Here is a 26376-nt window from a genome sequence, read left to right as displayed (position 1 = left end):
CAACATCGATTGCTATGTGTTGGCTAAACCCCTGGAGCATTTATTGGCTGAGCCCAGTTCGAGAAATTGGACCCACACTATGAAACGCATTGAAATACTTGTCGAAAATATCATTCTCGCCTCGCGTTGGCTGCTGGTGGTTTTTTACCTTGGCCTCGCTCTCGCGCTCGCAATCTATGCATTTTCGTTCGCCGGTAAGCTGATCGATTTCGTAGCCAAGGTCACCGTACTCGACGAGACCGACACAATCCTCAAAATGCTCGGCCTGATCGATGCCGCGCTGGTCGCGAGCCTCGTCGTCATGGTTATCATCTCTGGCTATGAGAACTTCGTGAGCCGCTTCGACCAGGCGGACGAGGTGCACTGGCTCGGCACGATCGACGCCGGATCCCTGAAGATCAAGGTCGCCTCGACCATCGTGGCCATCTCGTCGATCCACCTGCTCCAGGTCTTTCTCAACCTGACGCAGTTCTCAACTTCGCAACTAACCTGGTTTACGCTGATCCACCTGACTTTCGTGTTCTCCGCGCTGTTTCTTGCCTATATCGACAAGCTCATGGTGAAGGACAAGAGCGAGAAGAAGTCCGACGAGCCTTCGCTTTAGGCGCAACAGCTTCTGCTAACACCCCAAAAACAAAACGGGATGGGTTTGCACCCATCCCGTTTGCATTTCTAGTAGCGGTATTAGCGGCTCAGCTGTCCAGGAACGAACGCAGCTTGCGTGAACGGCTCGGATGCTTGAGCTTGCGCAGCGCCTTCGCCTCGATCTGGCGGATACGCTCGCGCGTTACCGAGAACTGCTGGCCGACTTCTTCCAGCGTGTGGTCGGTGTTCATGCCGATGCCGAAGCGCATGCGCAGCACGCGTTCCTCACGCGGCGTCAGCGATGCGAGAACCCGCGTCGTCGTATCGCGAAGGTTGGCCTGAATGGCGGCGTCGATCGGCAGGAGCGCATTCTTGTCCTCGATGAAATCGCCGAGATGCGAATCCTCTTCATCGCCCACAGGCGTTTCGAGCGAGATCGGCTCCTTGGCGATCTTCAGCACCTTGCGCACCTTTTCCAGCGGCATGGCAAGCTTTTCGGCAAGCTCTTCCGGCGTCGGCTCGCGGCCGATCTCATGCAGCATCTGGCGCGACGTGCGAACGATCTTGTTGATCGTCTCGATCATATGCACCGGAATGCGGATCGTGCGGGCCTGATCGGCGATCGAGCGGGTGATCGCCTGACGGATCCACCAGGTCGCATAGGTCGAGAACTTGTAGCCGCGGCGATACTCGAACTTGTCGACCGCCTTCATCAGGCCGATATTGCCTTCCTGGATCAGGTCAAGGAACTGCAGGCCGCGATTGGTGTATTTCTTGGCGATCGAAATGACGAGACGCAGATTGGCCTCGACCATTTCCTTCTTGGCCAGAGCGGCCTCGCGTTCGCCCTTCTGCACCTGATTGACGATACGGCGGAATTCCGAGATCGAAATGGCGGTTTCCTGCGCCATGTTCTGGATTTCCGTACGAAGGTTCTTGATCGTGTCCTTCTCGTTCTTGGTGAACTCTTTCCAGCCACGGGTTGTTAGGTTCGAAACGGCCTTCAGCCAGTTCGGATCGAGCTCGTTGCCCTGATACTCTTTCAGGAAATCCTCACGACGCACGCCGTAGGATTCGGCAAGGCGCAGCAGGCGCCCTTCGTTCTGCACGAGGCGCTTGTTGATGTCGTAAAGCTGGGCAACCAGGGCCTCGATGCGGTTCTGATTGAGCGAAAGCGACTTCACCGCCTTGATCAGCTGGTCCTTGAGCTCCTTGTAGCGGCGCTCCTGGCTCGGCGAAAGCGAACCGGAGGCGGCAAGGCGGTTCTCGACCTGCTGGTCCTGCAGCTTGCGCAGCTTCTTGTATGTATCGGCGATGACATCGAGCGTTTCCATGACCTGCGGGCGCAGTTCGGCTTCCATCGCGGCAAGCGACAGGTTCGCCTCGTCATCCTCGTCGTCTTCTTCCTCGACCGGAGCGTCGCCGCCGACATTGGTGATGTCGTCGTCGTCGCGCGAACGGCGCGACTTGTCGTTACCGCCTGCGGGCCGTTCTTCTTCAACGCGTTCGATGACCGGAGCCTGCTTGGCTTCCGGACCGGCATAGGTCGTTTCAAGATCGATGATTTCGCGCAGCAGAATCTTCGACTCGTTGAGATCCTCACGCCAGATGATGATCGCCTGGAAGGTCAGCGGGCTCTCGCAAAGGCCGGAGATCATCGTCTCGCGGCCCGCTTCGATGCGCTTCGCGATGGCGATTTCGCCTTCACGCGACAGAAGCTCGACCGTGCCCATCTCGCGCAGATACATGCGGACTGGATCGTCGGTGCGGTCGGTCGGTTCCTTCTTGGTCGTCGTCGGAGCAACGGCGGTGCCGGTCGCATCCGCAAGCTCACGGGCATCGCTCTCTTCATCGGCGCTGCTGTCGGCTTCCTCGGCGTCTGCGTCCTGCTCGTCATCCTCCACGACATTGATGCCCATGTCGCTGAGCATCGCCATCGTGTCTTCGATCTGCTCGGAAGTGACCTCTTCGGATGGGAGAACCGCATTGAGTTCGTCCATCGTCACATAGCCGCGCTTCTTGGCGAGCTTGATCATCTTCTTGACAGCGTCATCGGAAAGGTCGAGAAGCGGACCGTCCGGCGCGCCCTCGCGCTCGACTTCTACTTCCTCGTTTTCCTTTGCCTTCGTTGCCATATTCTATATCTCCAAGCGGCCTTCGCCTTGTTCATGCATGGTGGAACGGTGCGGCGGCACCCCGGTTCCCCTGCACCATCAAGCTATTGAATGTTCGAGTAGCCGAAATGCTGTTAATGTCGGATTAACCTTGTTATCCCGGTGATGGCGAGCACATTGGATATTTGCCGCATTTGCAGGATTTTCTGCTGGACCCGCAAACATCAACGCAATATCTACAATTCCGCGCAATCTGATTCCGTCATTATTGACCCACGTCAACCCCGACTCAACTGATTCGCGGTAAAAAAGCGAATCAATTCGGTCAAAACCCCTTGCCCGACCGTCCCGAGGGTATTCCGAACCCTTCGATCAGTGCTTCGGTTGCCTGCGCACTTCGGATGGCATTCTGAATATCGAGCAGCCGGTTGAGATTTTCGTCGGTGGCTTCCGTAGCCAATGCAGTTTCAGCGACTTTCAGCTCCTTATGTAGGGTGCTGGCGCGCTGATGCAAGTGAATGGCCTGTCTTAAAGCTTCAAGCGCGTCTTCTTCCGCCGCCTCCGCCGTCGCCGTCCACATGCGGGCGCGCCTTACCAGCGCTTCCAGCGCCTCGATCAGCGCGCCGTGGCCGGTCTCGGTCATCGCCTTGCGCATTTCACGGCCGTCCGCCACGTGATGTTCGGCCATGGCGTTCAGCATAGCGGTATGGAAGCGCTTCAGATCGGGATGGCTGAATTCAAGCCGCACGATCGTCTCGAAATCATCCTCGATAAGCCGGGGATGGTTGAACAATGTCATAAGGATTGCGGTCTCGCGCAGGGGAAGCGTAGCGGAGCTTGTCTTGACGAGAACCGAGCGCGCTAAACTTTCCGATACGGCGAGCCGCCCATTGGGAGCCCCTCGCCCCCGCTGGCTATAACCGGCCTGCGGGCCAAAGCTGTTGCGGTTGCTTCCCGCTTGTCCGGCCCCACGACGCTCATTGCCTCGCGTATTGGCGCTGAAAAACTGCTGGATGCGGTCGCGAACGTCCTGGGCATAATGGCGGCGCACATTCTCGTCACCGATAAGGCTCGTCATCTGTTTCAGCCGCGCCTCGAGTTCGGCGCGCCGTTCGGGCGTGTCGAATATGCCGCCGCTCGTTTCGCGCGCCCACAGCATGTCCGCGAGCGGACGTGCATCATCAAGCACGGCCTGGAATGCCTGCGGGCCGGACGCCTTGACGAGATCATCCGGGTCCTTGCCCTCCGGCAGCACTGCAAAGCGCAGTGAGCGTCCAGGCTTCAACGCCGGCAAAGCGAGATCGATCGCCCGGTGCGCTGCCTTGATACCGGCATTGTCGCCGTCAAAGCAGAGGACAGGCTCGGGCGACATGCGCCAGAGAAGATCGAGCTGATCCTCGGTCAAGGCCGTGCCGAGCGGCGCGACCGCCTGGGCAAAGCCAGCCTGCGCCAGCGCAATAACATCCATATAGCCTTCGACGGCAATCACGGCTTTTGCCGGTTGCCCGCCTTGCGGCTGCGCCGCCTTGCGAGCGCGCAGCGCATTGAACAGGACCTTGCCCTTGTGGAAAAGCTCGGTTTCGTTGGAGTTCATGTATTTAGCAATGGCGTTCGGCGTCAGCGCCCGCCCACCAAAGGCAATGATCCGGCCACGCAGATCCTCGATCGGGAACATGATGCGGTCGCGAAACCGGTCGAACGAGACCGGTTTGTCATCCCCGTAGACGACAAGGCCGCAGGCCTCGATCTGCTCCTTCGTCGCCCCCTTCAGTGCGAGATGTTCTTTAAGCGCATTGCGGCTTTCCGGCGCGTAACCAAGGCGATAGGCATGCTGCGTTGCCGCGCTCAAGCCCCGATCGCGCAGATAGGCGCGCGCCTTGGCTCCACTTGCTGCCTGCAACCGCTCCTCGAAGAACTGGGTCGCCATTTCCATGACGTCATAGAGCGTCGCGCGTTTTGCCTCGCGAATCTCCGATTCAACGTCGCGCGCGGGCATCGGAATGCCTGCCATGTCGGCGACGCGCTGCACGGCCTCCGGAAAGCTCAACCCCTCAAGTTCCGTAAGAAAACGGAAATGGTCGCCGGTCACCCCGCAGCCAAAGCAATGGTAGCGGCCCTTGCGATCCTCGCAATGAAAACTCGGCGACTTCTCGCCATGGAACGGGCAGCAGGCCCAGAAATCGCCCTTCGGCGCATTGGTCTTCTTGCGATCGAACGAAACCCGCGTGCCGATCACGCTGGAAATCGGTACGCGTTCCCTGATCTCATCGAGAAAGGATGGCGAAAATCGCATGCTGCTCTTCGTTCGTCAGATGTAAGCAAGGTCGGATCGCTGCGAACCCGATGTGCAGACCATACTGCAACAAATAAGGTTTGGGCGGAAGGGCGGCAACCCCGTCATCCCCTGTTCATCGCGTTATGGTGATTCGGCTTGAACTTACGATTTTGCATAGCCGGCAAACTTCTGGCGTGGCGACACAAATCCGTCATCAAACTGATAAATTGTGCCAAATGCGACATGATTTTTCTTAGCCGGAACATATTTTTTTCGCTTTTACCGCGATATGTTATCTTAACAAGCGGCTGCCAGATTCTTCTGGCTGCTATACCGCAATCTCCAACACGAATGGATTGCATCAAGTGAACGGTTCCTCGGTTTTGTTGCACTTGGCCGGCGCGGTGGCGCTGCTCCTGTGGGCAACGCGCATGGTCCGCACCGGTGTCGAGCGCGCCTATGGCGAGCGCATGCGCCGCAGCCTGCGCGGCGTTTTGCACAATCCCGTGCTTGCCGTGCTTTGGGGCTTGATGTTGTCGATCGCGCTGCAATCCTCGACCGCAGTCAGCCTCCTGGTCGGTTCCTTTGTCGGGTCCGGCATTGTCAGCGGGATTGCTGGTCTGATGGCAGTGCGCGGCGCCGAGGTCGGCTCGGCGCTCGTCGTCAAGATCCTGAGCTTCGACCTCACGCTGCTGGTGCCGCTCTGCCTCGTTGCCGGCACGGTAATCTTCATGTCTACCGAGCGCAGGAACTGGCGGCAGTTGGGCCGCATTCTCGTCGGTATCGGACTGCTGGTGCTGTCGCTCGAAATGACCGGGCAAGCCACCGAACCCTTGCGCAACAGCGAACTCCTGCCGGTCATCGTCAGTTACCTTAATACCGACCCGGTGACGGCTTTCCTTCTCGCGGCGCTGATGACCTGGCTTTTCCATTCGAGCATTGCAGCGGTGCTGCTCGTTGTCACCTTCGCCGCGCGCGGCCTGATCCAGCCCGAACTTGGCATCGTCATGATCTGCGGCGTCAATCTCGGCTCGTCGTTCATCGCGCCGGTCCTGACCCGCAACGCCGCGCCGAAAGCCCGCATCGTGCCGATGGGCAATCTCCTGATGCGCGGGCTCGGCTCCATCGTCATCCTGACGCTCTATCTCGCCTTCCGTCCGCCCGTTGCCGTTCTTGGCAGCACGCCGGCCGACCAGGTGATCAACGGCCACATCCTCTTCAATGTCATCATCCTTCTTGCCGGGGTGCCGCTGTCCTCGCTCGTTCTCAAGGCGACGCGGGCGGTGGTGGCCCTTAACGCACCGGCCGAGCCGCAAAAGCCCATCGACCATGTCGAACTCAGTGCGCTCGATGAAAGCGTGCTCGATACCCCAAGCCTTGCTCTTGCCAATGCAACACGCGAGACGGTCAGCGTCTGCGAAACGGTCGAGATCATGCTGCGCGGCATTATCGACCTTTATGAAAATCCCGACCAGGCACGGATCGATGAACTCTCGGCGCTCGATGACAAGGTCGACCGCAAGCACGCCGCCATCAAGCTCTATCTCGCCAAACTGACGACGCGGAAACTGTCGGATTATGAGGTGGGTCGGGCGCGCGAACTACTCGGCGCCTGCGTCAAACTCGAACAGGTCGGCGATATCATCGTGCGCAACATGCTGGCGCTCGTGCAAAAGAAGATGGACCGCAAGCTGCAGTTTACCGATGAGGGCTGGCGCGAACTCAGCGATTTCCATGCAAGGGTACTGACCAATGCGCGGATGGCGTTCAACGTCCTCGTGTCACGAGATCGCGAAACCGCGCATCAGCTGGTACTGGAAAAGGATCATCTGCGCGATGCCGAGAAGCAAACCAGCGACAGACATTTCAACCGATTGCGTGAAGGAACGACCCGCAGCCTCGAGACGAGTTCGATCCACCTCGATACCATCCGCGATCTCAAGCAGATCAACTCGCTACTCGCCGCAATGGCCTATCCCGTGCTCGAGGAACAGGGGCTCCTCAACACCACACGTTTGCGTGCGCTGCACAGCTGAGCAGATTTCTTGAGGCAACAGGATCAATAGTCGCGATGGACGTGCGTGTTAGAACCTATGAAGGCGCCCATGGCCGAACCTATCAATAGGCCGAGCAATATATTTCCCATCATTGCTTCGCCCACACCTGCACCCACCGACAACCCTGCCAGTATTCCGATAATTGTCGACCACCGATGTTCTTTCATTGTCGCCTCCGTTATTTGCTCAACAACGTAGATCTAGGCGGCTGGTTCCATCCGACATTAACTATCACCTTCAGTTGATCGGTGTTGTCCACCTGAGGTTGGACGCGGGGTATCGCTTCGAAAATGTAGGGCGAATGCTTCTTCAATACTCCTGAACCGGGCAACGAATAGCCGACGAAAACATTGTTTCTGACGCGCCAGTTTCAGAAATTTGCTCGGATTATTGAAGTAATTTCAAACATTTGACTGCGTATATTTATTGATTGAGATTGCCGCCAGCATCCAACGTGGGGAGTTCGGAAATGGCAAATGTCACAGGTTCTGAGAATGTCGATGTGCTCAAGGGCACGACCGACGAGGACACCATGTCCGGCCTTGCCGGCAATGACCGGCTGATCGGCAGCGCCGGTGAAGACCGCATTGATGGCGGCGAAGGACGCGACACAGTCGACTATCGGGGCTCGGAGACTGGCATCAATGTCGACCTTGAGATCGAGAGGCAGGCCGTAACGCCGGGGCTCAGCTATTCCAGCGGCGATACGCTGGTCGATATCGAGAATGTCATGGGCTCGGCCCATGATGACTCCATCACCGGCAATGCGAAGGACAACGTTTTCACCGGGGGCGCAGGAGCCGACCGCCTTTTCGACAATTCCACCACCGACCATGATCGGGCTAGCTATACGACATCGTCCGAAGCTGTGGATGTCGACCTGCGCCGCACGGGCCAGCAGTTCGGCGGCGATGCCGAAGGCGACCGGCTGCACGGCATCGAGAATCTCAGCGGCTCGGCCTTCAACGATCGTTTGATCGGCGATGCCGGCAACAATGTCATCAATGGCGGCGACGGTGCCGATTTCATGGATGGCGGCTCCGGCACCGAGGACATCGCCGAATATACCGGCTCCAAGGCCGGCATCGATGTCGACCTAAACCGCATCGTCCAGCACGGCGGAGCAGCCGAGGGCGACCAGCTCATCGGCTTCGAAGGCGTTTATGGTTCGAAGTACGACGACCACATTGTCGGTGATGCGGGCGACAACTTCCTGACCGGCAATGCCGGTAATGACACCATTGTCGGCGGGGGCGGTTTCGACCGCATCAATGCTGGCGAAGGCAACGATACCATCGAAATAAGCAGTTTGTCGAAGGTCTCCGGCGGCGCCGGCTTCGACACCCTCATCGTCAACGTGACCGATTACGATCGCTACGAGAGCCAAAGCGACGGTTTCAAGGCCGTTTACCAGGCGTGGAACCACGGCGATATCCAGCTTTCAACTTCCGAATACCCCTATGCGTATCCTTCACACACGAAGTACGCGACGGGCATAGAGCGTCTCGAATTCTACGGCAGCAAGCACGGCGATCTAGCGGTCGGCACCGACAATGACGACAAGCTCATCGGCAATGACGGCGACGATCTTCTGGTAGGCGGCCGAGGCGCCGATCATCTCGAGGGTGGCGCTGGCAACGATACCCTCTATGCGGGCGTCCAGGGCCTGCAGAACGACATTCCCCACGCCGGAGATTATCTCGATGGCGGGAGCGGCGATGACATTCTCAATGCAGGCAATTCATTTGCGTTCATCGACGGTGGTGAAGGCGACGACCTTCTGCGGCTCACGGTGACCGAGCGGGATGGCGGATACATTGACGTGCGCACTACGGGACTGCAGGGCCAGCACATCTTCAACGTCGAGCATTTCGAGCTCTATGGCGCCCAGGGCGACGACGTTTTGATCGGCGGACGCCATGCGGATCTTCTGGAAGGCGGCGATGGCAACGATCTGCTGCGCGCCGGCTTCAGCAACGATACGCTGCATGGCGGCAATGGCGACGACATGCTCTATGGGGAAGACGGCAATGATGAACTCACCGGCGGGACCGGTGATGATGTATTGTCGGGCGGAGCCGGCGGGGATTATTTCATCTTCAACAGCATCGGCGGACAGGGCCATGATGTCATCACTGACTTCAATGGAGCCGAGGGGGACATTATCATCGTCCAGCGCGACCTCATTTCGACTTTGCATTCCTTCGAGGACTTCATGCACGCCGCCACCCAGACGGAGAACGGCGTGCTCGTTGATCTAGACGGCGACAGCGCGTCGACATCGAGCATCCTCATTGCCAATGCCTCACTTGAAGATTTGACGCCGGACAACGTCCACGTCTGACGAAATCCTTACCTTGAAATCAACGAGGGCGCCCGACGGCGCCCTTGCGTTACGCTACATCAACCCTGCGCAGCGACATTCGCCCGTCGTCTTCGACAACCACGTCCAGATGCCGATAATCGAACACCACGGCATGCGCGGTCTCGAGCGCATGCTTGTGGGTTGCCGTGATGACAAGCACATCCGCACCGGCTGCATCGCCGGCCAGGATGCCGGGCACCGCATCCTCGAAGACGAGACAATCGCCGATATCGACGCCGAGCTTTTTTGCTGCGAGCAGATAGCAATCCGGATTGGGCTTGCCGATTGCGACATCTTCTGCGGCCACCATCGTCTGCGGAAGCGGAACACCCGCCGCCGCAAGACGCCGCCTGGCAAGATCGAGCGGCGCCGACGTGACGATGGCCCATTGGGCCTGCGGCAGCTTGCCAAGAAACTCAACGGCGCCCTTGAGCGCGAAGATGCCGCCAACGTCGTCCATCTCGGCCCGCGTGATCTTCAACGCTTCGGCTGCCGGGTCGACGCCCGGCAGGCCGAGCCGGCGCACCGTATCGACGGCGCGCGCGCCATGCATCGTCGGCAGGAACGTGCGGACGTCAATCCCATGACCTTCGGCCCACTTCGCCCAGACCCGTTCGGCGGCGAGCGTCGAACTGATGAGGGTGCCATCCATGTCGAACAGGAAAGCGGAATAACTCTTTTCGAACACGGCTGTTGCTGGCACTCTGCACGTCCTTTCAACTGCAATCATTTTGCCTGAGTTGTAGTGCATTTCCGTCATTGATTGCCAGTCCACGATCAGGTCTCAGTGAATAGGGGAGCACGTCCATGCCTAACGTCGAGCAAGTGAAGCGGGGTTTGCAGGAAGCCGAACTCAGGCTCCTGCATCATCTGCGTGCAGTTCGCCGTGAACATCGCAAGGAGAAGCCGGCCGATCGCGCGCAACTAACCCCGGGGCAGAAGATCGCCGACACGGTCGCCGCGACCATGGGTTCCTGGACGTTCATCATCATCCAGACGACGATCCTGTTCTTCTGGATCATTCTCAACATCACTGCCTATGTGCGCAATTGGGATCCCTACCCCTTCATCCTGCTCAATCTTGCTCTCTCGTTTCAGGCAGCCTATGCGGCGCCATTCATCATGATGAGCCAGAACCGGCAGCAGGATATCGACCGCAAGGAAGCTGAGAACGACTACAAGATAAACATCAAGGCGGAACTCGAGATCGAGTTGCTGCACGAGAAGATCGAACTCCTGCATCAGAAAATCGACCAGATGCGCGAAAAGGAAGTTGTGACCCTTGCCGAGACCGTGCAGGAACTGGCCAAGTCACAGGATACTGCTGACAAATCGGAATGAGGCAGAAACGAAAAGGACCGCTGCGGGAGGAGGTGCAGCGGTCCTGATTGTAAATGTACCGCGGGAGGAGGTGCAGTACATTCCAGGTTGGGGTTTCTGGGAGGAGAAGAGCCCAACGGTTTGAAGATAGTGTTCACCCTCGGATATTGCAATGCACAAAATTGCATGCGAGCCATGCAATCTGGAGCGTTGACCTTGATCCGCCACCGGGCAGCAAATGTGGATCACCTCGATGGATTCGATTAAATTTTTGACACGGCTTTGCGTCTATCTAGCGGTTGCGCCGGCACCCGTTACAGTGCCACGTTGCCTAAACCTCTGATTACGGAGCGATTTATTCCATGACGAACATCACGACAATCGCTTCCACCATGACGGCGGCTTTCCTCGGCTCCTTCGTCGAGGTCGTCGAAGCCTTCACCATCATTCTCGCCGTAGGCGTATCGCGCAGCTGGCGGCCCGCCATAATCGGCACGGTTCTCGCGCTCGTCGTCCTTGCTTTGATCGTCATAGTCCTCGGGCCGCTCCTTGGCCTGATTCCGGTGGAACTGCTGCAGTTCGTCATCGGCACGCTGCTGATCCTGTTCGGCATGCGCTGGCTGCGCAAGGCGATCCTGCGCGCGTCGGGATTCATTGCCCTGCATGACGAGACGGAAGCCTTTGCCAAGGAAACAGACTTGCTCAAGCGTCAGGCCGCCGAGCGCCGCGCTGACTTCATCGCCGGCACGGCGGCGTTCAAGGCCGTCCTGCTCGAAGGCATCGAAGTGGTCTTCATCGTCATTGCCGTCGGCGCCGGACGCGGGATGATCGGTTATGCGGCGCTTGGCGCGGCCGTTGCGTGCCTGCTGGTGCTCGCCATTGGCGCAGCGGTGCATAAGCCGCTGGCTCGCGTTCCGGAGAACACGCTGAAATTCGTCGTCGGCCTGCTGCTGACCGCCTTCGGCGTTTATTGGACCGGAGAAGGCCTTGGGGCGCACTGGCCGGGCGCCGATCTTTCACTCATCGCCATCTTCGTCGTTCTTGCACTATTCTCGCTGATAGCCGTGCGTCTGCTGCGCAGCTATAACGAAGGTCAGGTAAAGGCAGTATTCCGATGAGCTTTCTCGCCTCCGCGTTGAAGGAATTGATCGGCATGTTCATCGACGACGGCGCACTGGCGCTGCTGTCGATCCTGCTGATCGCTATTATAGCTGCAGCCGTGGAATTTGCGGGGCTGCCGGGTCTGACTGGCGGGTTGTTGCTGCTTGCCGGATGCATTCTCATTCTGGCAGAAAGCACCTGGCGCGCCGCGAGAGGGAAGCGGCCGTCCGACACTTGATGGCATGATTACAACCTGTGGCACTTGTGGGAGGGCACCATGGGAATTGATGCGATGCGGGACGTTTCAGCAGCGGGCGATTCGTGGCCCGTCGTGGTCGGTGCGATCGCCGCGCAGGTAATCGGCGGACTGGTACCGCAAATGGCACCCTTCCTCGTCAGCGGTATGATGGACGGGCTTTCGCTTTCAGAGCGCGACGCAGGCTTTGTCGCCTTCGTGGAGTTCGTAACCCTTGCTGCCACTGCGATCCTGATTGCGCCTGTTCTGCCCCGGTTTTCTTACAGGCGCGTCTGCCTCGCCGCCGTTGCTTTGACGCTGTTGGCGCAAGGAGCGTCGATCTTTAGCACTTCTCTCGGATCGCTCGCATTTCTTCGCGGCTTCGCGGGTGTCGGGGAAGGCGCAATCTACGCTGTGTCGCTTTCCATTGTCGCTTCCCGGTGCAGAAACCCGGATAAGGTTTACGGCTACTTTCAGGTCGTCTGGGCGCTTGGAAGCGTTGGGCTCTTCGCTATTGGCGGCCAACTCACCGCCACATTCGCACATCGGGGCATTTTTGCATTTATCGCGGGGGTCACTCTCGCACTCTCCCCGCTACTGCTCCTCATTCCGAACGACCGCGCCCGAAACGTCCACCGATCTGCGGCTTTGGTGGTGGCGGCCCCGCCTTTGATCGGCGTCATGACGTTCACGGCCATCGTGCTTTATCTGGCTGCTTCCGCTGCGGTCTACACCTTCAGCGCGCCTCTCGGCGAGCGCGCCGGTCTCGACACATCGCAAGTGAGCTATGCGCTGACCATCGCATCGCTGATCGGGCTCCTGGGCGCTGGTGCCGCCACCGTTCTCAACTTGCGCTGGGGCCGGGCAATTCCGATCACAGGGTTTTGTATCGGTTTCGCCATCATCACAATTGCGCTCTGCTTCTCGCAAAGCGCGATTGTCTATCTGGTCGCTCTCATCGCGTCGGTGGTGATCTACTATTTTTCAATCCCGTATCTTTTTGGTCTTTCAGCAGCACTTGACCGCAGCGGCCGTTGGGCGGCAGCGGCGGGTTCGGCCTATCTGCTTGGCTTCGCAGCAGGCCCGCTGATCGCTGGTGCGACGATTACGGCCGCGGGCTACGCCGGACTCGCCGCGGCTTGCGTGGCAATCACCGCCGGGGCATGGGCTCTGGCGATGGCGGTCAATCGCCGCCTTCGCGAAACGACTGGTACTGGAACGACTGAAGCTCCGGCTTGAAACTGCCGTGAAGCGTCGAGCGCGGGCGCTGCCGAACGCGCCGCCGCATTATTCAAAATGCCATGGCCGGTCGATGCGAAATTGCGAGGCGGCCGGCATCCGCAATTTTGGCGGAACAAGGCTGAGCTTCGACCGAATTGCGCACGCCTTCAGGCAGCGCCTCCCAGACGTGAACGAGTTCGCCGACTGATGTGAGCTTCATCTTACGCATGACGTTGCAGCGGTGAAGCTTTACGGTGATTTCGCTGATGCCAAGGCAGAATGCGATCTGTTTGTTCAGACGGCCAATCGCGACCTCCTGCATCACCTGACGCTCGCGTGGTGTGAGCAGCGCAAATTTGCTCAGGTGGTCGGTAACGATCCGCGCCTGGGCGCGCTGCTTGGCATCGCGGTCAATTCCTGCGGCTATGGCATCGAGCAACGTCTGGTCGCGTACCGGTTTGGTGAGGAAGTCTACCGCTCCGGCCTTCATCGCCTGCACGGACATCGGGATGTCGCCATGGGCGGTAAGAAAGATAATCGGCTTTTCATCGCCGCTTTCCAGGAGCCGATGCTGGAGATCGAGACCGCTCACGCCCGGCATGCGCACGTCGGCGACAATGCATCCCGGCCGATCAGAGAGCTCGGCTTCGAGGAACTCTTGCGTCGAGCCGAAGCTGATGGTGTCGAGGCCCACCGACTGCATCAGTTCGTCGAGTGCTTCACGGAGCTTCGCATCGTCATCGACGAAGATAACCAATGGACGCTCCGCCCCGCCCCAATCGCTCACGGTCTGCGATCGATCGGGTACGGTATGCCCCAGGCTTACATTTGCATGATAGCTTATGCTCATTTTGGAGTCCCCTTTCCAGTCAGTGCATCGCCGATCGCTGCAAGCAACGCTTGCCCGTCGAAAGGCTTGCGGAAGAACCAGCCATGTTTGGGCTGCATTTGCTCTGCGAGTTCGTGCCTGCCCGTAATCAGGATCACAGGCAGGTCGGGGTGTTTGTCTTTCATCAAGCGCTGCAGTTCAAAGCCATCCATACCTGGCATGCCGATATCGGTAATCAGGCAATCGATTTCATGCGCAGCGTTGCTCTCCAACAGTTTCCTGGCGGACGAAAACGCCCGCACGACATGTCCCGCGGATTCGAGGAGATCCTCGAGCGAGTCGAGCAGGCGCTGATCATCATCGACGATCGCAACTACAGACTTCTGGTTGTACATTCGCGCGAGCTTCCGGATCGTCTGGAATGAGTGACTGGGATGCGCAGCTTCTCGGCGATCCTCACCAGGTCGGCGAGCGACGCCGCTTCCATCTTGTGCATGATCTTGCTGCGGTGAATTTCGAGGGTAATCTCGCTGATGCCGAGTTCGGCTGCCGCCTGCTTGTTGAGAAGGCCGCTGACAACGAGTGGCAATACTTCTCGCTCGCGCGGCGTAAGCGCCGACAGCCGGCGCATAAGCTCAGCCAGTTCGGCGCGCGTCGTACGTTGTTCACGGTCGCGCCGGATCGCCGCCCGCACTGCCGCGATCAGATCAACCTCCCCGACCGGCTTGGCAAGAAAGTCGACCGCCCCACCCTGAATGGCCCTTACCGATGACGGAATATCGCCATGGCCCGTGATAAACACGATCGGAGGATGCGCGTCACTCGATAGCTGCTTTTGAAATTCCAGGCCGTTGACGTCAGGGAGTTCGACATCGAGGATCAGGCACGCGGGAAGATCCGGCTTCGGACAGGCGAGATAATCGGCGGCGGCAGCAAAGGTCTCGGTTCGCCATCCGAGCGATTCCAGTAGTTCGCCGAGCGCCTCGCGTACGCGTGCGTCGTCATCGACCACGAAGACGATTTCATCGCGCGAGTTCATGGCGTCTCGCTCGCCGCCAACGGCAGCTTGAAGGCGACAGTCGCCCCGCGCATCTCGTTGTTGGCCATCCAGAGGCGGCCCCCGTGCGATTCGATGATAGAACGGCAGATTGCCAGCCCCATACCCATCCCATGCGGCTTGGTCGTAAAGAACGGCTCAAACACCCGCTCGGCGTCCTTGAAGCCCGTTCCGTCATCTCGAACCTCGATCCGAATGGCGTCAGGGCCATCGAAAGAGGAGAGGATCTGCAGAACATGCTGGCTGTCGGCTGCAGCTTCTATTGCTTCGACGCCGTTGCGGATCAAGTTTACGAGTACCTGCTGTATCTGGACGCGATCGAGCGCAACCGACGGCAGGTCGGGGGCAAGTTCCGTCCTGATGCGTACGTTCTTGGCCGCGGCCTCATCGACCATCAGTTGGCAGACTTCACTGGTCAACCGGTTGACATCTTCCGGCGACCTGGCATGCGGCGTTCGGCGGAAGAGCGCGCGCACACGGCTCACGACATCCGCGGCCGAATTCGCATCGCGGGTGATGCGCTCGGCCGTGATCTTGGCACGTTCGACGTTTGGAGGGGTCGCGGAAAGCCAACGATAACATGCATGGGAATTGGCGACGATGGCTGCCAGCGGCTGATTTACCTCGTGCGCGATAGACGCGGACAGTTCGGCCAGGCTCGCTGCCTGCGTCGCCTGGGCGAGTTTGTCGTATGCGCGTCGAAGCGCATCTTCCGCGTGCATTTGATCATCGATATCGTGACAGAGGCCGAACCACTGGACAATATTTCCGTCCTCATCGCGCAAAGGCTCAGCGCGACCGGACATCCAGCGATATACGCCATCCGCCCGGCGCAGACGATACTTCATCGAGAAGCGCTCGCCGGTGCGCAAACAGCTCCCGAGAACGGCCTCCACCTCCCCGGCATCGTCGGGGTGGAAAATAGTATCAAACACCACCGCCAGTTGTTGCGTGTCATCCAAGTCCATCCCGAGGAAGTTCGCCATGCGTTTGTTGACGAGGGTGGTCTCTCCCTGCGGGGTCAGCCGCCAGAGATTGCTCGGGACCATGTCGACGAGCAGCGACAGTTCCCGCTCCCGATCGTGCAGCGCCTCCTGGGCCGTCACCAGGTCGTCGATGTCATGGCAAAGACCGTACCATTGAACGATGCGTCCCGTGTGGTCACGAAGCGGCTCGGCGCGGCTCGACATCCAACGATAGAGCCCGTCGGTTCGGCGCAGGCGATACTTCAAGGAAAAGGGGACGCCGGTTGCGAGACTGTGGCGGAGCGTTTCGCCAAACTCCACTGCGTCTTGTGGATGCAGCACCGTGCTTATGAGCACGTCCAGTCGGCTCATTCCGGGTTTGTCGGTATCTGGAACGTCCAGACCCAGAAAATCGGTCATGCGCCTATTGAAGAATGTCGGTTCACCCTCGGGCGTAAGGCGCCAGAGGTGACTGGGAACCATATCAACGAGCAAGGAAAGCTCGCGCTCCCGATCGCGCAGCGCCTCTTCGGCCTGCATTTGATTGGCAATTTCCATCTGCATAATCGGCTGCTCCTCCCCGACAAAGAAAACCATCGGGCCGCCTACGCTTCCTATACCATTGACTATCGATTTCAGAGCTGCCGACGTCATACGATAGTGTAATCTAGCACTACGCTTATCGCACCTCATGGAAATCCATGATTGCAGAAGGTTGTGGCGAACCAAACGTTTTCGTCCGATCCAAAAGTTTTACAACAAAATGCGGGGGTTCCTCCAGAGCAAGGAGGCGCCCGTCAATGAATATGGCCGAATAAACGGCGACAAGCCGCTAGCGATCTACTGCACGAGGCCGAGATAAGTGACTGATGACGCTGTTAACTTGCCTTGGCAGATCGATGGCTCATCCCACCAGGGCGCCTCGCTAAAATCGCGTGACTTTGTGTTGCGATATGCCAATATCAACTTCGCTGGCAAACTTCGCCGCAGCGTGACACCCGATTATGTTCCCTTTCAAAACGGAAAGCCTCACCATGAATCTGGTCCCAGACAATCGCGTTCAGCAGAACCAATATTCAATGCCAAAGTTCGTACTGACAGTCGCCCTCATCATGGGGTTGGCCGGCTGCACAACGACGGAAAAGGACCTCAGCGTCGGCACTGCGGCGGGCGCGATAATCGGTGGTATTGCTGACGGCGGCAAAGGTGCGCTGATTGGCGCGGGCGTTGGCGCGCTTGGCGGCCTGCTGGTCCGCAACCTCCGCAACGGGTATTGTCAGTACCGAGACCGGAACGGCCGCATTTATACGGCGCGCTGCCGTTAGAGGGCAACCCTTTCTAGAGACACAGGCGATGGCGGCACTGAACCAGGTTCGTGCCGCAGTAGCCGGTGCTTCTTGCTCGTAGGGCCCGGGTTCGGGGCCGGAAAAGCCGCCGTTCCGGCTACGTCGTAACAAGGCCCCCGTCGACGGCAATGACCTGCCCTGTCATCCATGTGGCGCGCGGATCGGCAAGGTGCACGATCCACATGGCCACGTCGTCCGGCACTCCGCGCCGGCCGAGCGGGATTGCCTTGCGTTCCTGCTCGGTGACCGCAACGATTTCTTCAGGCGACAGGTTCATGCGATCACGCAGGAAATCGGATTCCACCGGTCCTGGAGCGATGGCATTGACGCGTATCCCCTGCGGGGCGAGTTCCAGTGCCCAGCAACGGGTGAGGTGCTCGACCGCGGCCTTGCTCGATCCATAGATGGAAAGCACCGCCGCAGCCTTGCTGCCGAATGTGCTCGACATATTGATGATCGTACCTTTGGTCTCCGCCAGGTGCGGGACTGCCGCCGCGGCAAGAAGCAGCGGTCCCGTTACATTGACGGCGAACACGCTGGAAATGGTGTCGGCATCGCTCTCGATCAGCGGCCTGATTGCACCAGCTCCGGCATTGTTGACGAGAACATCGAGGCGTCCCCAACGTCTGATGGCAGCATCGACCGTCTGATGTGCTGCTGCCGGATCGGCTGCATCCGCCACAAGGCCCTCGATGTTGGGATTTGCGGCAGTGATTTCCTGGAGGACGCCAGGGCGGCGTCCGGTAATAAGGACTTTAGCGCCCTGCGCCGCAAATTGCTTGGCTGCCGCCAAACCGATGCCGCTGCTGCCACCAGTTATTATGACAACCTTGTCGTGAAAACTTTCCATCTAACACCTTCGATTATTGGCGACGCATCATCGACTTTGATGTCGGCAGCGACGTCCGGTCGCTGCCGAAGCATCGCTCAGCTTCTTATGAACGCAAGCAGATCGGCGTTGATGACGTCCGCATTGGTCGTGCACATGCCATGGGGAAAGTCCTCGTAGACCTTCAGTGTGCCATGCTTCAAAAGCTTCACGGTCAAGAGCGCCGAATCGGCAACCGGAACGATCTGGTCGTCGTCGCCATGCATCACCAGCGTCGGAACATCGATGGCCTTCAGGTCGCCGGTGAAGTCCGTTTCGGAGAAGGCTTTGATGCAGTCATATTGAGCCTTCGCGCCGCCCATCATTGCCTGCCGCCACCAGTTTGCGCGCACGGGTTCGGATAAAGTCGCCCCCTCGCGGTTGAAGCCATAGAAGGGGATGGGAAAATTCCAGTAGAAATCCGCCCGGTTGGCTGCGAGTTGATGGCGCATTCCGTCGAAGACATCCAACGGGGTGCCGTTTGGGTTAGCTGCCGTTTTCACCAATATTGGTGGAACCGCGCCTATCAGGACGAGCTTTGCAACACGCCCCTTGCCATGGCGGGCAACATAGTGGGCTGCCTCGCCGCCGCCGGTCGAATGCCCGACATGAATGGCATCGCGCAGATCAAGAGCCTTCGCGAGCTGAGCGAAATCATCGGCATAAGTATCCATATCATTGCCGGTCGCCGTTTGGGTTGAACGCCCATGGCCGCGACGATCATGGGCGATGACCCGGTATCCCTTGTCCAGGAAGAAGAGCATCTGCGTATCCCAATCGTCACTGGAGAGCGGCCAACCGTGATGGAAGACGATGGGCTGTCCCGTTCCCCAATCCTTGTAGAAGATTTCTGTCCCGTCCTTGGTTTTCAGCATTCCCATAGTGTAGTTCCTTTCTGTCTGGTTCGCGGTCATAGGTGAAACCCGCTTTGCGCTGAACGCCGTCGACGGCATGGCAGCAAAGACTGTCGCGCTCGCCGCAAGCAGCAGGACGTCGCGGCGGGATGCTTCGATCGCTTCAATCGGAGTGGGTTCTTTCATGGAGTTCTCCTCGATGGATTGGGCCGGACAGGTTGGATGCTCGCCTGCCAATTCGTCGGCTGCAGGAAGAAACCGGAAAAACTCCTGCATTCATCATCCCTGTCGCGTCCGGTTAACACGGCTCGCACTTGAAAAATTAGCGGCTGAGTCGAGCTCCTGCATCCCATCCATAGGTTTGGATGGCTCATACCGAGGGTGACATTGAGCAGTTTGAAATTGAGGGGCGCGGCGGTTCGGTTAGGCGCGATCGGCCTCGATCAGCAATCGTTTGCCGAAACGGGCGACCAGGGCCGCGCGGCTCCTGGCATTGCGGGATGGTTCACCTGAACGAAAGAATAGGATCGCTCCCCATCCGGTACGATAGCGAACGCGCCGGCGAGGGTCATGATGGGCGCGCAGATCATTTTCAAGGAGGACTCGAAATGTCGCCCCGCTTCATGCCATTCAAAACTGCTCCCGAACTCATTGAAGCTCTTACCAAAGTGGAGAAGGTCCTCGCCACCGGCGGGCTCGAGCCCAGCCTGGGGGAACTCGTCAAGCTGCGCGCTTCCCAGATCAACGGCTGCGCCTACTGCATCTACATGCACGTGAGTGACGCCCGCGCGCGCGGCGAAACAGAGATGCGGTTGTTCATGCTCGATGCATGGCGCGAATCTTCGCTCTACACCGATCGCGAGCGCGCGGCCCTGGCGTGGACCGAGTCCCTGACCAGGGTTGCGAAGACCGGTGCCCCAGATGAGGATTATGCCCTTGTGAAAGACCAGTTCAATGAGGGCGAACTCACCTATCTCACGATAGCGATCGGCATGATCAACCTCTGGAATCGGCTGCAAGTTGGTGCCCGCGCGGCGCACCCCGTCCACGCTGCGACGGCGGCCTGACCATGCTTTGCAGATGCCACCCCGGACCACAGAAGGACAATCGATGAGCAATCCCGTCAAGGACAATGTTGCTGACAGTCGCTACGAGATACCGATTGCCGATGGAGCAATCGCCGCCGCCTACTACAGGATTGAGGATAACGCGGTGGTATTGATTCATACCGAAGTGCCATTCGAATATTCGGGCCAAGGCATTGCCTCGAAACTGGCCGCGGGCGTGTTCGAACGCATTCGTGCGAGCGGACGGAAAGTCGTGCTGAAGTGCCCTTTCATGGCAAGGTTTTCGGCCAATCATCCCGAATACCGTGATCTCGTTGCCGGCTGATTCCGACTGCTCCGTCACGACCTATAGTGCTGAAAAAGCCTTCGCTTCATCGCGGAGGCTTTTTCGTTGCGGTATCAGCCCAACACCGAAGCTGCCTAAACTTCCGGATAGGTCGCCTAAACCCGGTGACTAGAGCGCTAGGCCCCGTGCACGATGGAATGATTTTCCCTCTCCAATCATTGTCGAAAGCGGTCAACCAATCCGAACACTCACTTTCGACAGGAGAATTGCCATGAAGATCGTTCTTATCGGCGGAACGGGACTAATCGGCTCCAAGACTGCGGCGCGCCTGCGCAGCAAGGGCCACGATGTCCTGGCCGCCTCGCCCAACACCGGCGTGAACACCATTACCGGCGAAGGGCTGGCGGAGGCCCTGGTCGGCGCTGAAGTGGTGCTCGATCTTGCAAACTCGCCCTCCTTCGAAGACAAGGCGGTCCTTGAATTTTTTCAGACGTCGGGGCGCAATCTGCTCGCAGCCGAAACCAAGGCCGGCGTAAAGCACCATATCGCCCTCTCGATCGTTGGAACGGAGCGATTGCCGGAGAACGGATACTTCAAGGCCAAGCTCGTTCAGGAGAAGCTCATCAAGGAATCTTCGATCCCTTACACGATCGTGCATTCCACGCAGTTCCTCGAGTTCCTCAAGGGTATCGCCGACACAGGAACGGTAGGTAAGGTTGCCCGGATTTCACCGGCCTATTTCCAGCCTATCGCAGCCGATGACGTTGCCGATGTGATGGCGGCCGTTGCGGTCGGAAAACCGATCAACGGCATGATCGAGATTGCGGGACCAGAGCGCGTCCGGATGAACGAACTCGTTGCCCGCTACCTCAAGGAAATCAACGATCCGCGGACAGTCGAGGCCGACACCCATGCGCTCTACTTCGGGTCCGAGCTGAATGACCAGTCGCTCGTACCCGGCGACGGCGCACGGATCGGCAAGATCGGCTTCCGGGATTGGCTGCGCCAATCGCAGCTGGCGCCGGCGAAGTAGCAATTGAGCAACGGGAAGGAATTTCCCGTGATTCCTTCCAATTCCACAAGCTGAAGGGAAACCAAAATGATCAGAACCATCTTGTTATCGGCGATCATCGTCGCCGGAAATGCAGCGGGCGCCTTGGCTCACGATGCCGGCAAGGAATCGAAAGTCACGCTTGTCTACGAACATGAGCTGCCGAATGTGCCGGGCAAGAGCATGAAGGGCGTACTCGTCGAGTATGGTCCGGGCGGATCGTCCGCTGCACATACCCATCCCGATTCCGCCTTCATCTATGCAACGGTCCTTGAGGGAGCCGTCACGAGCAAGGTCAATGACGGCCCGGCAAAAATCTACAAGGCGGGCGAAAGCTTTTCGGAATATCCCGGCGACCGCCATGCTGTCAGCGAGAATGCCAGCACGACTGAACCGGCCAAGCTGCTTGCGGTATTCGTCGTCAATACCGACGAGAAGGATCTGGTGCTGCCCTACCATGAATAAACAGGTTGCCAAGGGTGAGGCATGAACATCGATCCAACCATTGCGGACATGATGTCCTCGCCAATCATCAACGCCGGCTGGGTCGCCCTGGCCGGTGTTGCTGCCACACGCGCGCTCGTGCGCCGTCATTCGATCTTGAAACTGATTGCGCAGATTGCGTTTTTCATAGCGCTGACAGGAATACTGCTCGCCAACGGCATCCTGCCCTATGACATCGATCCTGGCCGCGGCTCGGCGGTCGAAACGGTCGTTCTCGCGCTCGTCAAAATCGTGTGGTGGATGAATGTCGCATGGGCGCTTGTTGCCTTTGTCAGGTTGTTTCTCGTGCTGGAACATACGCCGCGCGAGGCACGCCTCATCCAGGATATCGTTGTCGGGCTGATCTACCTCGGCACCGCTTTGTCGATCGTCGCATTTGTATTCGGTGTGCCCGTCGGCACCTTGCTTGCAACATCCGGTATCTTTGCGATCATTCTTGGCCTTGCCCTTCAGAACACTTTGAGCGATGCCTTTTCAGGAGTGGCGCTCAATCTGGGACGGCCGTTCGTCCTCGGCGACTGGATCAAGCTCAGCGATGGCACGGAGGGCCGCGTCGTCGAGAGCAATTGGCGCGCAACCCACCTCTTGACCTCCGGCAATAATATCGCGGTTCTGCCAAACGGCTTTCTCGCCAAGCTTGGGCTGACGAATGTCAGCCACCCGAACGAGACGCACGGCATTCCATTGTCGTTGAGAATAGCGCCGACCAAACCGCCCGCAGCAGCCATCGAATGCATGGAGATGGTCCTCTTGAGCTGCAATTCGATCGTCAGGGATCCGCCCCCGCTGGTTGCCTTGCGGGGGCTCGATGCCGCAGCAATCGAGGTCGATCTGCTGTTTCGCGTATCGAGCCTGGCTTACAGTATCTCGGCCAAGAATGAATTGATTGACCTCGTCTACCGTCATACGCGCTCGGCAGGATTGATCTTGGCGAGCCCCGCCTCTTCACCGAGTTTGGGAGGAGCAAGCCCCGCTATCCCTGACGCGCCAAACTCCTCTGCCATGGAACTTCTCGAATCGACACCGTTCTTCGCAGCCCTTTCCGGCGAAGAGCGACAGGCCCTGGCCGATGCGGGTTCGAGCAGGATTTACCGAAAAGACGAGATCGTCGCGCGCCAAGGGCAGACACTGGGTTCGTTAATGTTTGTCCAACGCGGAGTGCTTCTCCTCACCCGGCAGGGTCAGCACGGCGAAGACGAGATCATGCGCCTGGCTCCCGGCGACTTCTTTGGCGAGGATGCTCTACTTCCCGGAACCGTAGAACCCGGAACCATGACCGCAATTGCGTCAACAGTAATCTTTGAGTTGGACAAGAAGCATTTGGCCCCCCTCTTCGAAGAGCGGCCTGACATGGCCGGCGATCTTGCGGCGATGCTGGCGGGTCGATTTGAAATGGGCCTTCGCGACGCACATTCGACGCGGAATCGAACGCACCGCCGCTCGGTGACCGAAATGCTGAAATCCATGGAAACTGCATTCCTGGCGCCTAACGGCGGCCCCTAACGCAACTCTGAAAGGAAGCAACGATGAAAATCACGGTCATGGGAGCAAGCGGGCTCATAGGCACGCGTCTCGTCGAAAAACTTCGGCAAGCAGGCATGGAAGTGGTTGGCGCATCCCCTTCTCTCGGCGTTGACAGCGTGACGGAGGAAGGCCTGCGGGGAGCGATTAACGGCGCTGAGGTCGTCATCGATGTCACCAACACCACCTCGTTCGGCGACGATTCGGCATTGGGCTTCTTCAAGGCATCGACCCGGAACCTCCTCGCCGCGGCGGCTGATGCAGGCGTCAGCCACTACCTCGCGCTCTCCGTGGTCGGTACGCCTCGCCTGGTGGAGAGTGACTATTTCCGCGCGAAAATGGTGCAGGAAAATCTTATCAAAGCCGCACGCAGGCCCTATACCATCCTGCATTCCACACAGTTTTTCGAGTTCATCAACGGGGTGATCGAGATGAGCGCCAAGGGCGATGAGTTCCGGCTCCCCTCGGCCCTCATTCAACCGATCGCTGCCGACAATGTCGCCGCAATTCTTGCCGAACTGGCGATGGCAGCGCCGCGCAACGATACCGTGGAGACAGGCGGACCTGAACAGTTCGGACTCGACGAAATCGCGCGTGTCCAGCTCGCCGCCGATGAAGACCGGCGCGAGGTCATCCGCGATGACAGAGCGCGCTACTATGGTGTCGAACTTAACGACGACACGCTTCTTCCGCTGAAGGGATCGCGCCTTGGCTCGCTGCGCTACGGCGACTGGCTATACCGCTCCATGGCGAACTGACGAGGCAATTCCACTTCAGCCGCTCGAAGAAGCGCTTATCGGATCGGGAGGCTCTCCGCCTCGACCTATACAAAATACAACTGGAAATTTATAACACAACCTTGTATGGGTTGTGTTATGAAGAAGCCCAGGATTGAACAACCCTCGAAAACGGCAGACGGCGGTGCTACCGGCCGAGTGAGTCTGTATGGGGCCGCGGTTGAGTATGGCATTCACTGCATGCTCTGGCTTATCGAGCCGCGTGCGAAGCCGGTCAGCAGCCGCGATCTTGCCGAGCTGCAGGGCGTGCCGTCCGCATTGATGTCGAGAATCATGCCCAAGCTTGAAAAGGCGGGGCTGGTCACATCGACCAGCGGCATCAGCGGGGGCTACCGGCTCGCCAAGGCGCCGCAGGACATCACGGTCCTCGAGGTTGTCGATGCAATCGATGGCGGCAAGGGCGTCTTTGACTGCAGGAATATCCGCAAGAACTGCGTCTTGTTCCGCGGCAATGCCCCCGCCTGGATCACGAGTGGCGTTTGCGGCGTTCACGCCGTCATGCTGCGGGCCGAGAAAAGCATGCGCAATGAAATGAGCCGGACAAGCTTGCTCGACCTGGCAATGGGTTTCGGCGAGTTGGCCCCAGCTGATTTCGGACCAAATGTCGGTCAGTGGCTGGATGACCGCGCAACCAATCGCGAAATTGCCCGCATTTCGGCGGTCAAGGATAGTTCACGAAAGCGACGGCGCAGTACCAACGAGTGATCGTTGACGAACAATAGTTTGACTCCTTGCAACGCACTGGATGGACAAGATGAATCTTTCGACGGGGACTTTAGTGACTGCCAAACCAACTTATCCCGATCAAAATCCGATCGTCCTTGTTGTCGACGATGATGAATCGCTCCGGCTTTCGATTTGCGATCTTCTGGAATCTGTCGGTATCGAAGCCGCCGGGTTCGCCTCGACGCAGGCGCTGATGGATGCCGACCTACTCGACCGGCCGGGCTGCATGATACTTGATGTCCGCATGCCTGGCGTCAGCGGGCTGGATTTTCAATCACGCCTTGCCGCAAGCGGCATTTCAGCATCCATTATTTTCCTCACCGGCTACGGCGACATACCGATGACGGTGCAGGCGATGAAGGCGGGGGCAATCGAGTTCCTCACCAAGCCCGTGCGCGAACAGACGTTGCTCGACGCGGTGAACAAAGCCATCGAAATCGACAAGGAAAGACGCGCCGCGCAACTCACCAAAGACACCAATATCGCGCTCTACGCGACGCTCACGCCGCGCGAACGGCAAGTCATGGAAGCTGTGGTGCGGGGAGCATTGAGCAAGCAGATCGCCTTTGAGCTGAACATATCGGAAATCACCGTCAAGCTCCACCGAAGCAGCGTGATGCGCAAGATGAAAACCTCGTTCGTCACCCAACTGGTGCACGCCTGGCAGTCCATACCATCGGACATACGCAATGACTATGCGGCCTAGTCTTTGGTATGGCTGTGATGAAACCCGGACTCAGCAGATACTAAAACCGAGTTGTCACAGTAGGTTGCGCGAAAGTATTCATTTTGGCCCCAGTACCAGTTATTGCAGTCGTCGACGACGACGCAAGCGTCCGCGAGGCCCTGGCGGAATTACTCGAGGTGTTCGACTTCAGGTGCCGGGCGTTCGAAAGCCCCGAAACATTCCTGGCAGCGCATGCCCCAGGGCGGTTCGACTGCCTGATCACAGACCTTCACATGAAAGCTATAAGCGGGCTTCAATTGCAGCAGAAGCTTGCCGAGGTCGATCCCGGCTTACCCATCGTCTTCATTTCGGCACACTCGGACGCCGCAGCAAGGTCGAGGGCGCTTCACTGTGGGGCAATCGCCTTTCTGAACAAGCCGATCGACGACAATGTGCTGTATCGGCACATCATATCCGCCCTCAATCGTGGTTCGAAGGAGTAAAATCGATCACGAATGACACCGCCAGCCGGTGAATTGAAACGCAATCGACCATCGCGTCAGGA

General features: G+C 58.6%; 27 protein-coding genes. 17 read left to right on the top strand and 10 right to left on the bottom strand.

Translation table 11 applies throughout. The features are described from left to right. The first annotated feature begins 79 nt into the window (after positions 1–79). Positions 80–604: a TIGR00645 family protein gene (locus BLR72_RS01655; protein ID WP_091944444.1), complete on the top strand. Its 525-nt coding sequence runs from the start codon at positions 80–82 to the stop codon at positions 602–604. An 88-nt stretch (positions 605–692) separates the two neighbouring features. On the opposite strand, the gene rpoD is transcribed toward BLR72_RS01655, so the two are convergent. Beyond that, complete coding sequence (gene rpoD / locus BLR72_RS01650; RefSeq protein WP_027233342.1) at positions 693–2720, bottom strand: RNA polymerase sigma factor RpoD; 2028 nt, start codon at positions 2718–2720, stop codon at positions 693–695. A 304-nt stretch (positions 2721–3024) separates the two neighbouring features. After that, a complete protein-coding gene (dnaG, locus tag BLR72_RS01645) occupies positions 3025–4992 on the bottom strand; it encodes a DNA primase (protein WP_091944441.1) in 1968 nt (655 codons plus the stop codon). 347 nt (positions 4993–5339) lie between these two features. Between dnaG and BLR72_RS01640 the strand changes: the two genes are divergently transcribed. Beyond that, a complete protein-coding gene (locus BLR72_RS01640) occupies positions 5340–7010 on the top strand; it encodes a Na/Pi cotransporter family protein (RefSeq protein WP_091944437.1) in 1671 nt (556 codons plus the stop codon). 23 nt (positions 7011–7033) lie between these two features. Here BLR72_RS01640 and BLR72_RS22360 read toward each other — a convergent pair whose 3' ends face one another. Further along, positions 7034–7198, bottom strand: coding sequence for a hypothetical protein (locus BLR72_RS22360; RefSeq protein ID WP_153668500.1), 165 nt, complete (start codon positions 7196–7198; stop codon positions 7034–7036). 302 nt (positions 7199–7500) lie between these two features. Here BLR72_RS22360 and BLR72_RS01635 point away from each other — a divergent pair, with 302 nt between their 5' ends. Next, on the top strand, positions 7501–9375 hold the full coding sequence (locus tag BLR72_RS01635) for a calcium-binding protein (protein WP_091944434.1): 1875 nt from the start codon (positions 7501–7503) through the stop codon (positions 9373–9375). 49 nt (positions 9376–9424) lie between these two features. Here the strand turns inward: BLR72_RS01635 and BLR72_RS01630 are convergent, their stop codons facing one another. Then, positions 9425–10099, bottom strand: a complete 675-nt coding sequence (locus BLR72_RS01630; protein WP_210183712.1) for an HAD-IA family hydrolase — start codon at positions 10097–10099, stop codon at positions 9425–9427. 104 nt (positions 10100–10203) lie between these two features. Here BLR72_RS01630 and BLR72_RS01625 point away from each other — a divergent pair, with 104 nt between their 5' ends. The 4 genes from BLR72_RS01625 to BLR72_RS01610 all read left to right on the top strand — a co-directional run bounded on the left by BLR72_RS01625 (position 10204) and on the right by BLR72_RS01610 (position 13291). After that, the gene (locus BLR72_RS01625) at positions 10204–10737 is read left to right on the top strand and encodes a DUF1003 domain-containing protein (RefSeq protein WP_027233347.1); all 534 of its coding nucleotides are present in this window, start codon (positions 10204–10206) and stop codon (positions 10735–10737) included. 341 nt (positions 10738–11078) lie between these two features. Further along, a complete protein-coding gene (locus BLR72_RS01620; RefSeq protein ID WP_091944432.1) occupies positions 11079–11834 on the top strand; it encodes a COG4280 domain-containing protein in 756 nt (251 codons plus the stop codon). Beyond that, positions 11831–12055: a hypothetical protein gene (locus tag BLR72_RS01615; RefSeq protein WP_091944429.1), complete on the top strand. Its 225-nt coding sequence runs from the start codon at positions 11831–11833 to the stop codon at positions 12053–12055. Before BLR72_RS01620 ends, BLR72_RS01615 begins: the two co-directional genes overlap by 4 nt. A 39-nt stretch (positions 12056–12094) precedes the next feature. Then, positions 12095–13291 (top strand): MFS transporter, encoded by a 1197-nt coding sequence (locus BLR72_RS01610; protein ID WP_091944426.1) that lies wholly within the window; start codon positions 12095–12097, stop codon positions 13289–13291. A gap of 52 nt (positions 13292–13343) precedes the next feature. Here the strand turns inward: BLR72_RS01610 and BLR72_RS01605 are convergent, their stop codons facing one another. The 4 genes from BLR72_RS01605 to BLR72_RS01590 are packed head-to-tail and all read right to left on the bottom strand — an operon-like array spanning position 13344 to position 16721. Beyond that, a complete protein-coding gene (locus tag BLR72_RS01605; RefSeq protein WP_091944423.1) occupies positions 13344–14123 on the bottom strand; it encodes a response regulator transcription factor in 780 nt (259 codons plus the stop codon). Next, positions 14120–14497 carry a response regulator transcription factor gene (locus BLR72_RS01600; RefSeq protein ID WP_091944420.1) on the bottom strand — a complete coding sequence of 126 codons (378 nt, stop codon included), beginning with the start codon at positions 14495–14497 and terminating at the stop codon, positions 14120–14122. The genes BLR72_RS01605 and BLR72_RS01600 overlap by 4 nt, the downstream gene beginning before the upstream one ends. After that, complete coding sequence (locus BLR72_RS01595; RefSeq protein ID WP_091944417.1) at positions 14476–15141, bottom strand: response regulator transcription factor; 666 nt, start codon at positions 15139–15141, stop codon at positions 14476–14478. Before BLR72_RS01595 ends, BLR72_RS01600 begins: the two co-directional genes overlap by 22 nt. Further along, a complete protein-coding gene (locus BLR72_RS01590) occupies positions 15138–16721 on the bottom strand; it encodes a PAS domain-containing sensor histidine kinase (protein WP_244506595.1) in 1584 nt (527 codons plus the stop codon). Before BLR72_RS01590 ends, BLR72_RS01595 begins: the two co-directional genes overlap by 4 nt. Positions 16722–17203: 482 nt before the next feature. Here BLR72_RS01590 and BLR72_RS01585 point away from each other — a divergent pair, with 482 nt between their 5' ends. Next, complete coding sequence (locus BLR72_RS01585; protein WP_091924015.1) at positions 17204–17449, top strand: glycine zipper family protein; 246 nt, start codon at positions 17204–17206, stop codon at positions 17447–17449. Between the two features lie 118 nt (positions 17450–17567). Here BLR72_RS01585 and BLR72_RS01580 read toward each other — a convergent pair whose 3' ends face one another. Both BLR72_RS01580 and BLR72_RS01575 read right to left on the bottom strand, forming a co-directional pair. Next, the gene (locus BLR72_RS01580) at positions 17568–18320 is read right to left on the bottom strand and encodes an SDR family NAD(P)-dependent oxidoreductase (protein WP_091944414.1); all 753 of its coding nucleotides are present in this window, start codon (positions 18318–18320) and stop codon (positions 17568–17570) included. 77 nt (positions 18321–18397) lie between these two features. Continuing rightward, positions 18398–19219, bottom strand: coding sequence for an alpha/beta fold hydrolase (locus BLR72_RS01575; protein ID WP_244506632.1), 822 nt, complete (start codon positions 19217–19219; stop codon positions 18398–18400). Between the two features lie 581 nt (positions 19220–19800). Between BLR72_RS01575 and BLR72_RS01570 the strand changes: the two genes are divergently transcribed. From BLR72_RS01570 to BLR72_RS01530, 9 genes are all read left to right on the top strand, one after another. Then, complete coding sequence (locus tag BLR72_RS01570; RefSeq protein ID WP_027233355.1) at positions 19801–20259, top strand: carboxymuconolactone decarboxylase family protein; 459 nt, start codon at positions 19801–19803, stop codon at positions 20257–20259. Positions 20260–20302: 43 nt separating this feature from the next. After that, positions 20303–20584 (top strand): GNAT family N-acetyltransferase, encoded by a 282-nt coding sequence (locus BLR72_RS01565; protein WP_091944411.1) that lies wholly within the window; start codon positions 20303–20305, stop codon positions 20582–20584. 232 nt (positions 20585–20816) lie between these two features. Next, positions 20817–21578, top strand: a complete 762-nt coding sequence (locus BLR72_RS01560) for an SDR family oxidoreductase (protein WP_027233357.1) — start codon at positions 20817–20819, stop codon at positions 21576–21578. Positions 21579–21644: 66 nt separating this feature from the next. Then, positions 21645–22061, top strand: coding sequence for a cupin domain-containing protein (locus tag BLR72_RS01555; protein WP_091923748.1), 417 nt, complete (start codon positions 21645–21647; stop codon positions 22059–22061). A 21-nt stretch (positions 22062–22082) separates the two neighbouring features. Then, positions 22083–23603: a mechanosensitive ion channel family protein gene (locus tag BLR72_RS01550; RefSeq protein ID WP_091944408.1), complete on the top strand. Its 1521-nt coding sequence runs from the start codon at positions 22083–22085 to the stop codon at positions 23601–23603. Between the two features lie 23 nt (positions 23604–23626). Next, complete coding sequence (locus BLR72_RS01545; protein ID WP_091944405.1) at positions 23627–24379, top strand: SDR family oxidoreductase; 753 nt, start codon at positions 23627–23629, stop codon at positions 24377–24379. Positions 24380–24556: 177 nt separating this feature from the next. Continuing rightward, entirely contained in the window at positions 24557–25123 is a 567-nt protein-coding gene (locus BLR72_RS01540) for an RrF2 family transcriptional regulator (protein WP_175492254.1), read from the top strand. A gap of 73 nt (positions 25124–25196) precedes the next feature. Next, positions 25197–25850 (top strand): response regulator transcription factor, encoded by a 654-nt coding sequence (locus BLR72_RS01535; protein ID WP_244506593.1) that lies wholly within the window; start codon positions 25197–25199, stop codon positions 25848–25850. Between the two features lie 83 nt (positions 25851–25933). Then, on the top strand, positions 25934–26314 hold the full coding sequence (locus BLR72_RS01530; protein WP_175492252.1) for a response regulator transcription factor: 381 nt from the start codon (positions 25934–25936) through the stop codon (positions 26312–26314). The last annotated feature ends 62 nt before the right edge of the window (positions 26315–26376 follow it).

This window comes from Phyllobacterium sp. YR620 (assembly GCF_900104165.1).
GTDB classification, from domain to species: Bacteria; Pseudomonadota; Alphaproteobacteria; order Rhizobiales; family Rhizobiaceae; genus Phyllobacterium; species Phyllobacterium pellucidum.
This window is presented reverse-complemented; position numbering and strand designations above follow the sequence as displayed.

Coding starts and splice junctions, on each gene's coding strand:
- BLR72_RS01655 (WP_091944444.1), top strand. CDS start 80: ATGAAACGCATTGAAATACTTGTCGAAAATATCATTCTCGCCTCGCGT.
- rpoD (WP_027233342.1), bottom strand. CDS start 2,720: ATGGCAACGAAGGCAAAGGAAAACGAGGAAGTAGAAGTCGAGCGCGAG.
- dnaG (WP_091944441.1), bottom strand. CDS start 4,992: ATGCGATTTTCGCCATCCTTTCTCGATGAGATCAGGGAACGCGTACCG.
- BLR72_RS22360 (WP_153668500.1), bottom strand. CDS start 7,198: ATGAAAGAACATCGGTGGTCGACAATTATCGGAATACTGGCAGGGTTG.
- BLR72_RS01635 (WP_091944434.1), top strand. CDS start 7,501: ATGGCAAATGTCACAGGTTCTGAGAATGTCGATGTGCTCAAGGGCACG.
- BLR72_RS01625 (WP_027233347.1), top strand. CDS start 10,204: ATGCCTAACGTCGAGCAAGTGAAGCGGGGTTTGCAGGAAGCCGAACTC.
- BLR72_RS01620 (WP_091944432.1), top strand. CDS start 11,079: ATGACGAACATCACGACAATCGCTTCCACCATGACGGCGGCTTTCCTC.
- BLR72_RS01615 (WP_091944429.1), top strand. CDS start 11,831: ATGAGCTTTCTCGCCTCCGCGTTGAAGGAATTGATCGGCATGTTCATC.
- BLR72_RS01610 (WP_091944426.1), top strand. CDS start 12,095: ATGGGAATTGATGCGATGCGGGACGTTTCAGCAGCGGGCGATTCGTGG.
- BLR72_RS01605 (WP_091944423.1), bottom strand. CDS start 14,123: ATGAGCATAAGCTATCATGCAAATGTAAGCCTGGGGCATACCGTACCC.
- BLR72_RS01600 (WP_091944420.1), bottom strand. CDS start 14,497: ATGTACAACCAGAAGTCTGTAGTTGCGATCGTCGATGATGATCAGCGC.
- BLR72_RS01595 (WP_091944417.1), bottom strand. CDS start 15,141: ATGAACTCGCGCGATGAAATCGTCTTCGTGGTCGATGACGACGCACGC.
- BLR72_RS01590 (WP_244506595.1), bottom strand. CDS start 16,721: ATGGTTTTCTTTGTCGGGGAGGAGCAGCCGATTATGCAGATGGAAATT.
- BLR72_RS01585 (WP_091924015.1), top strand. CDS start 17,204: ATGCCAAAGTTCGTACTGACAGTCGCCCTCATCATGGGGTTGGCCGGC.
- BLR72_RS01580 (WP_091944414.1), bottom strand. CDS start 18,320: ATGGAAAGTTTTCACGACAAGGTTGTCATAATAACTGGTGGCAGCAGC.
- BLR72_RS01575 (WP_244506632.1), bottom strand. CDS start 19,219: ATGGGAATGCTGAAAACCAAGGACGGGACAGAAATCTTCTACAAGGAT.
- BLR72_RS01570 (WP_027233355.1), top strand. CDS start 19,801: ATGTCGCCCCGCTTCATGCCATTCAAAACTGCTCCCGAACTCATTGAA.
- BLR72_RS01565 (WP_091944411.1), top strand. CDS start 20,303: ATGAGCAATCCCGTCAAGGACAATGTTGCTGACAGTCGCTACGAGATA.
- BLR72_RS01560 (WP_027233357.1), top strand. CDS start 20,817: ATGAAGATCGTTCTTATCGGCGGAACGGGACTAATCGGCTCCAAGACT.
- BLR72_RS01555 (WP_091923748.1), top strand. CDS start 21,645: ATGATCAGAACCATCTTGTTATCGGCGATCATCGTCGCCGGAAATGCA.
- BLR72_RS01550 (WP_091944408.1), top strand. CDS start 22,083: ATGAACATCGATCCAACCATTGCGGACATGATGTCCTCGCCAATCATC.
- BLR72_RS01545 (WP_091944405.1), top strand. CDS start 23,627: ATGAAAATCACGGTCATGGGAGCAAGCGGGCTCATAGGCACGCGTCTC.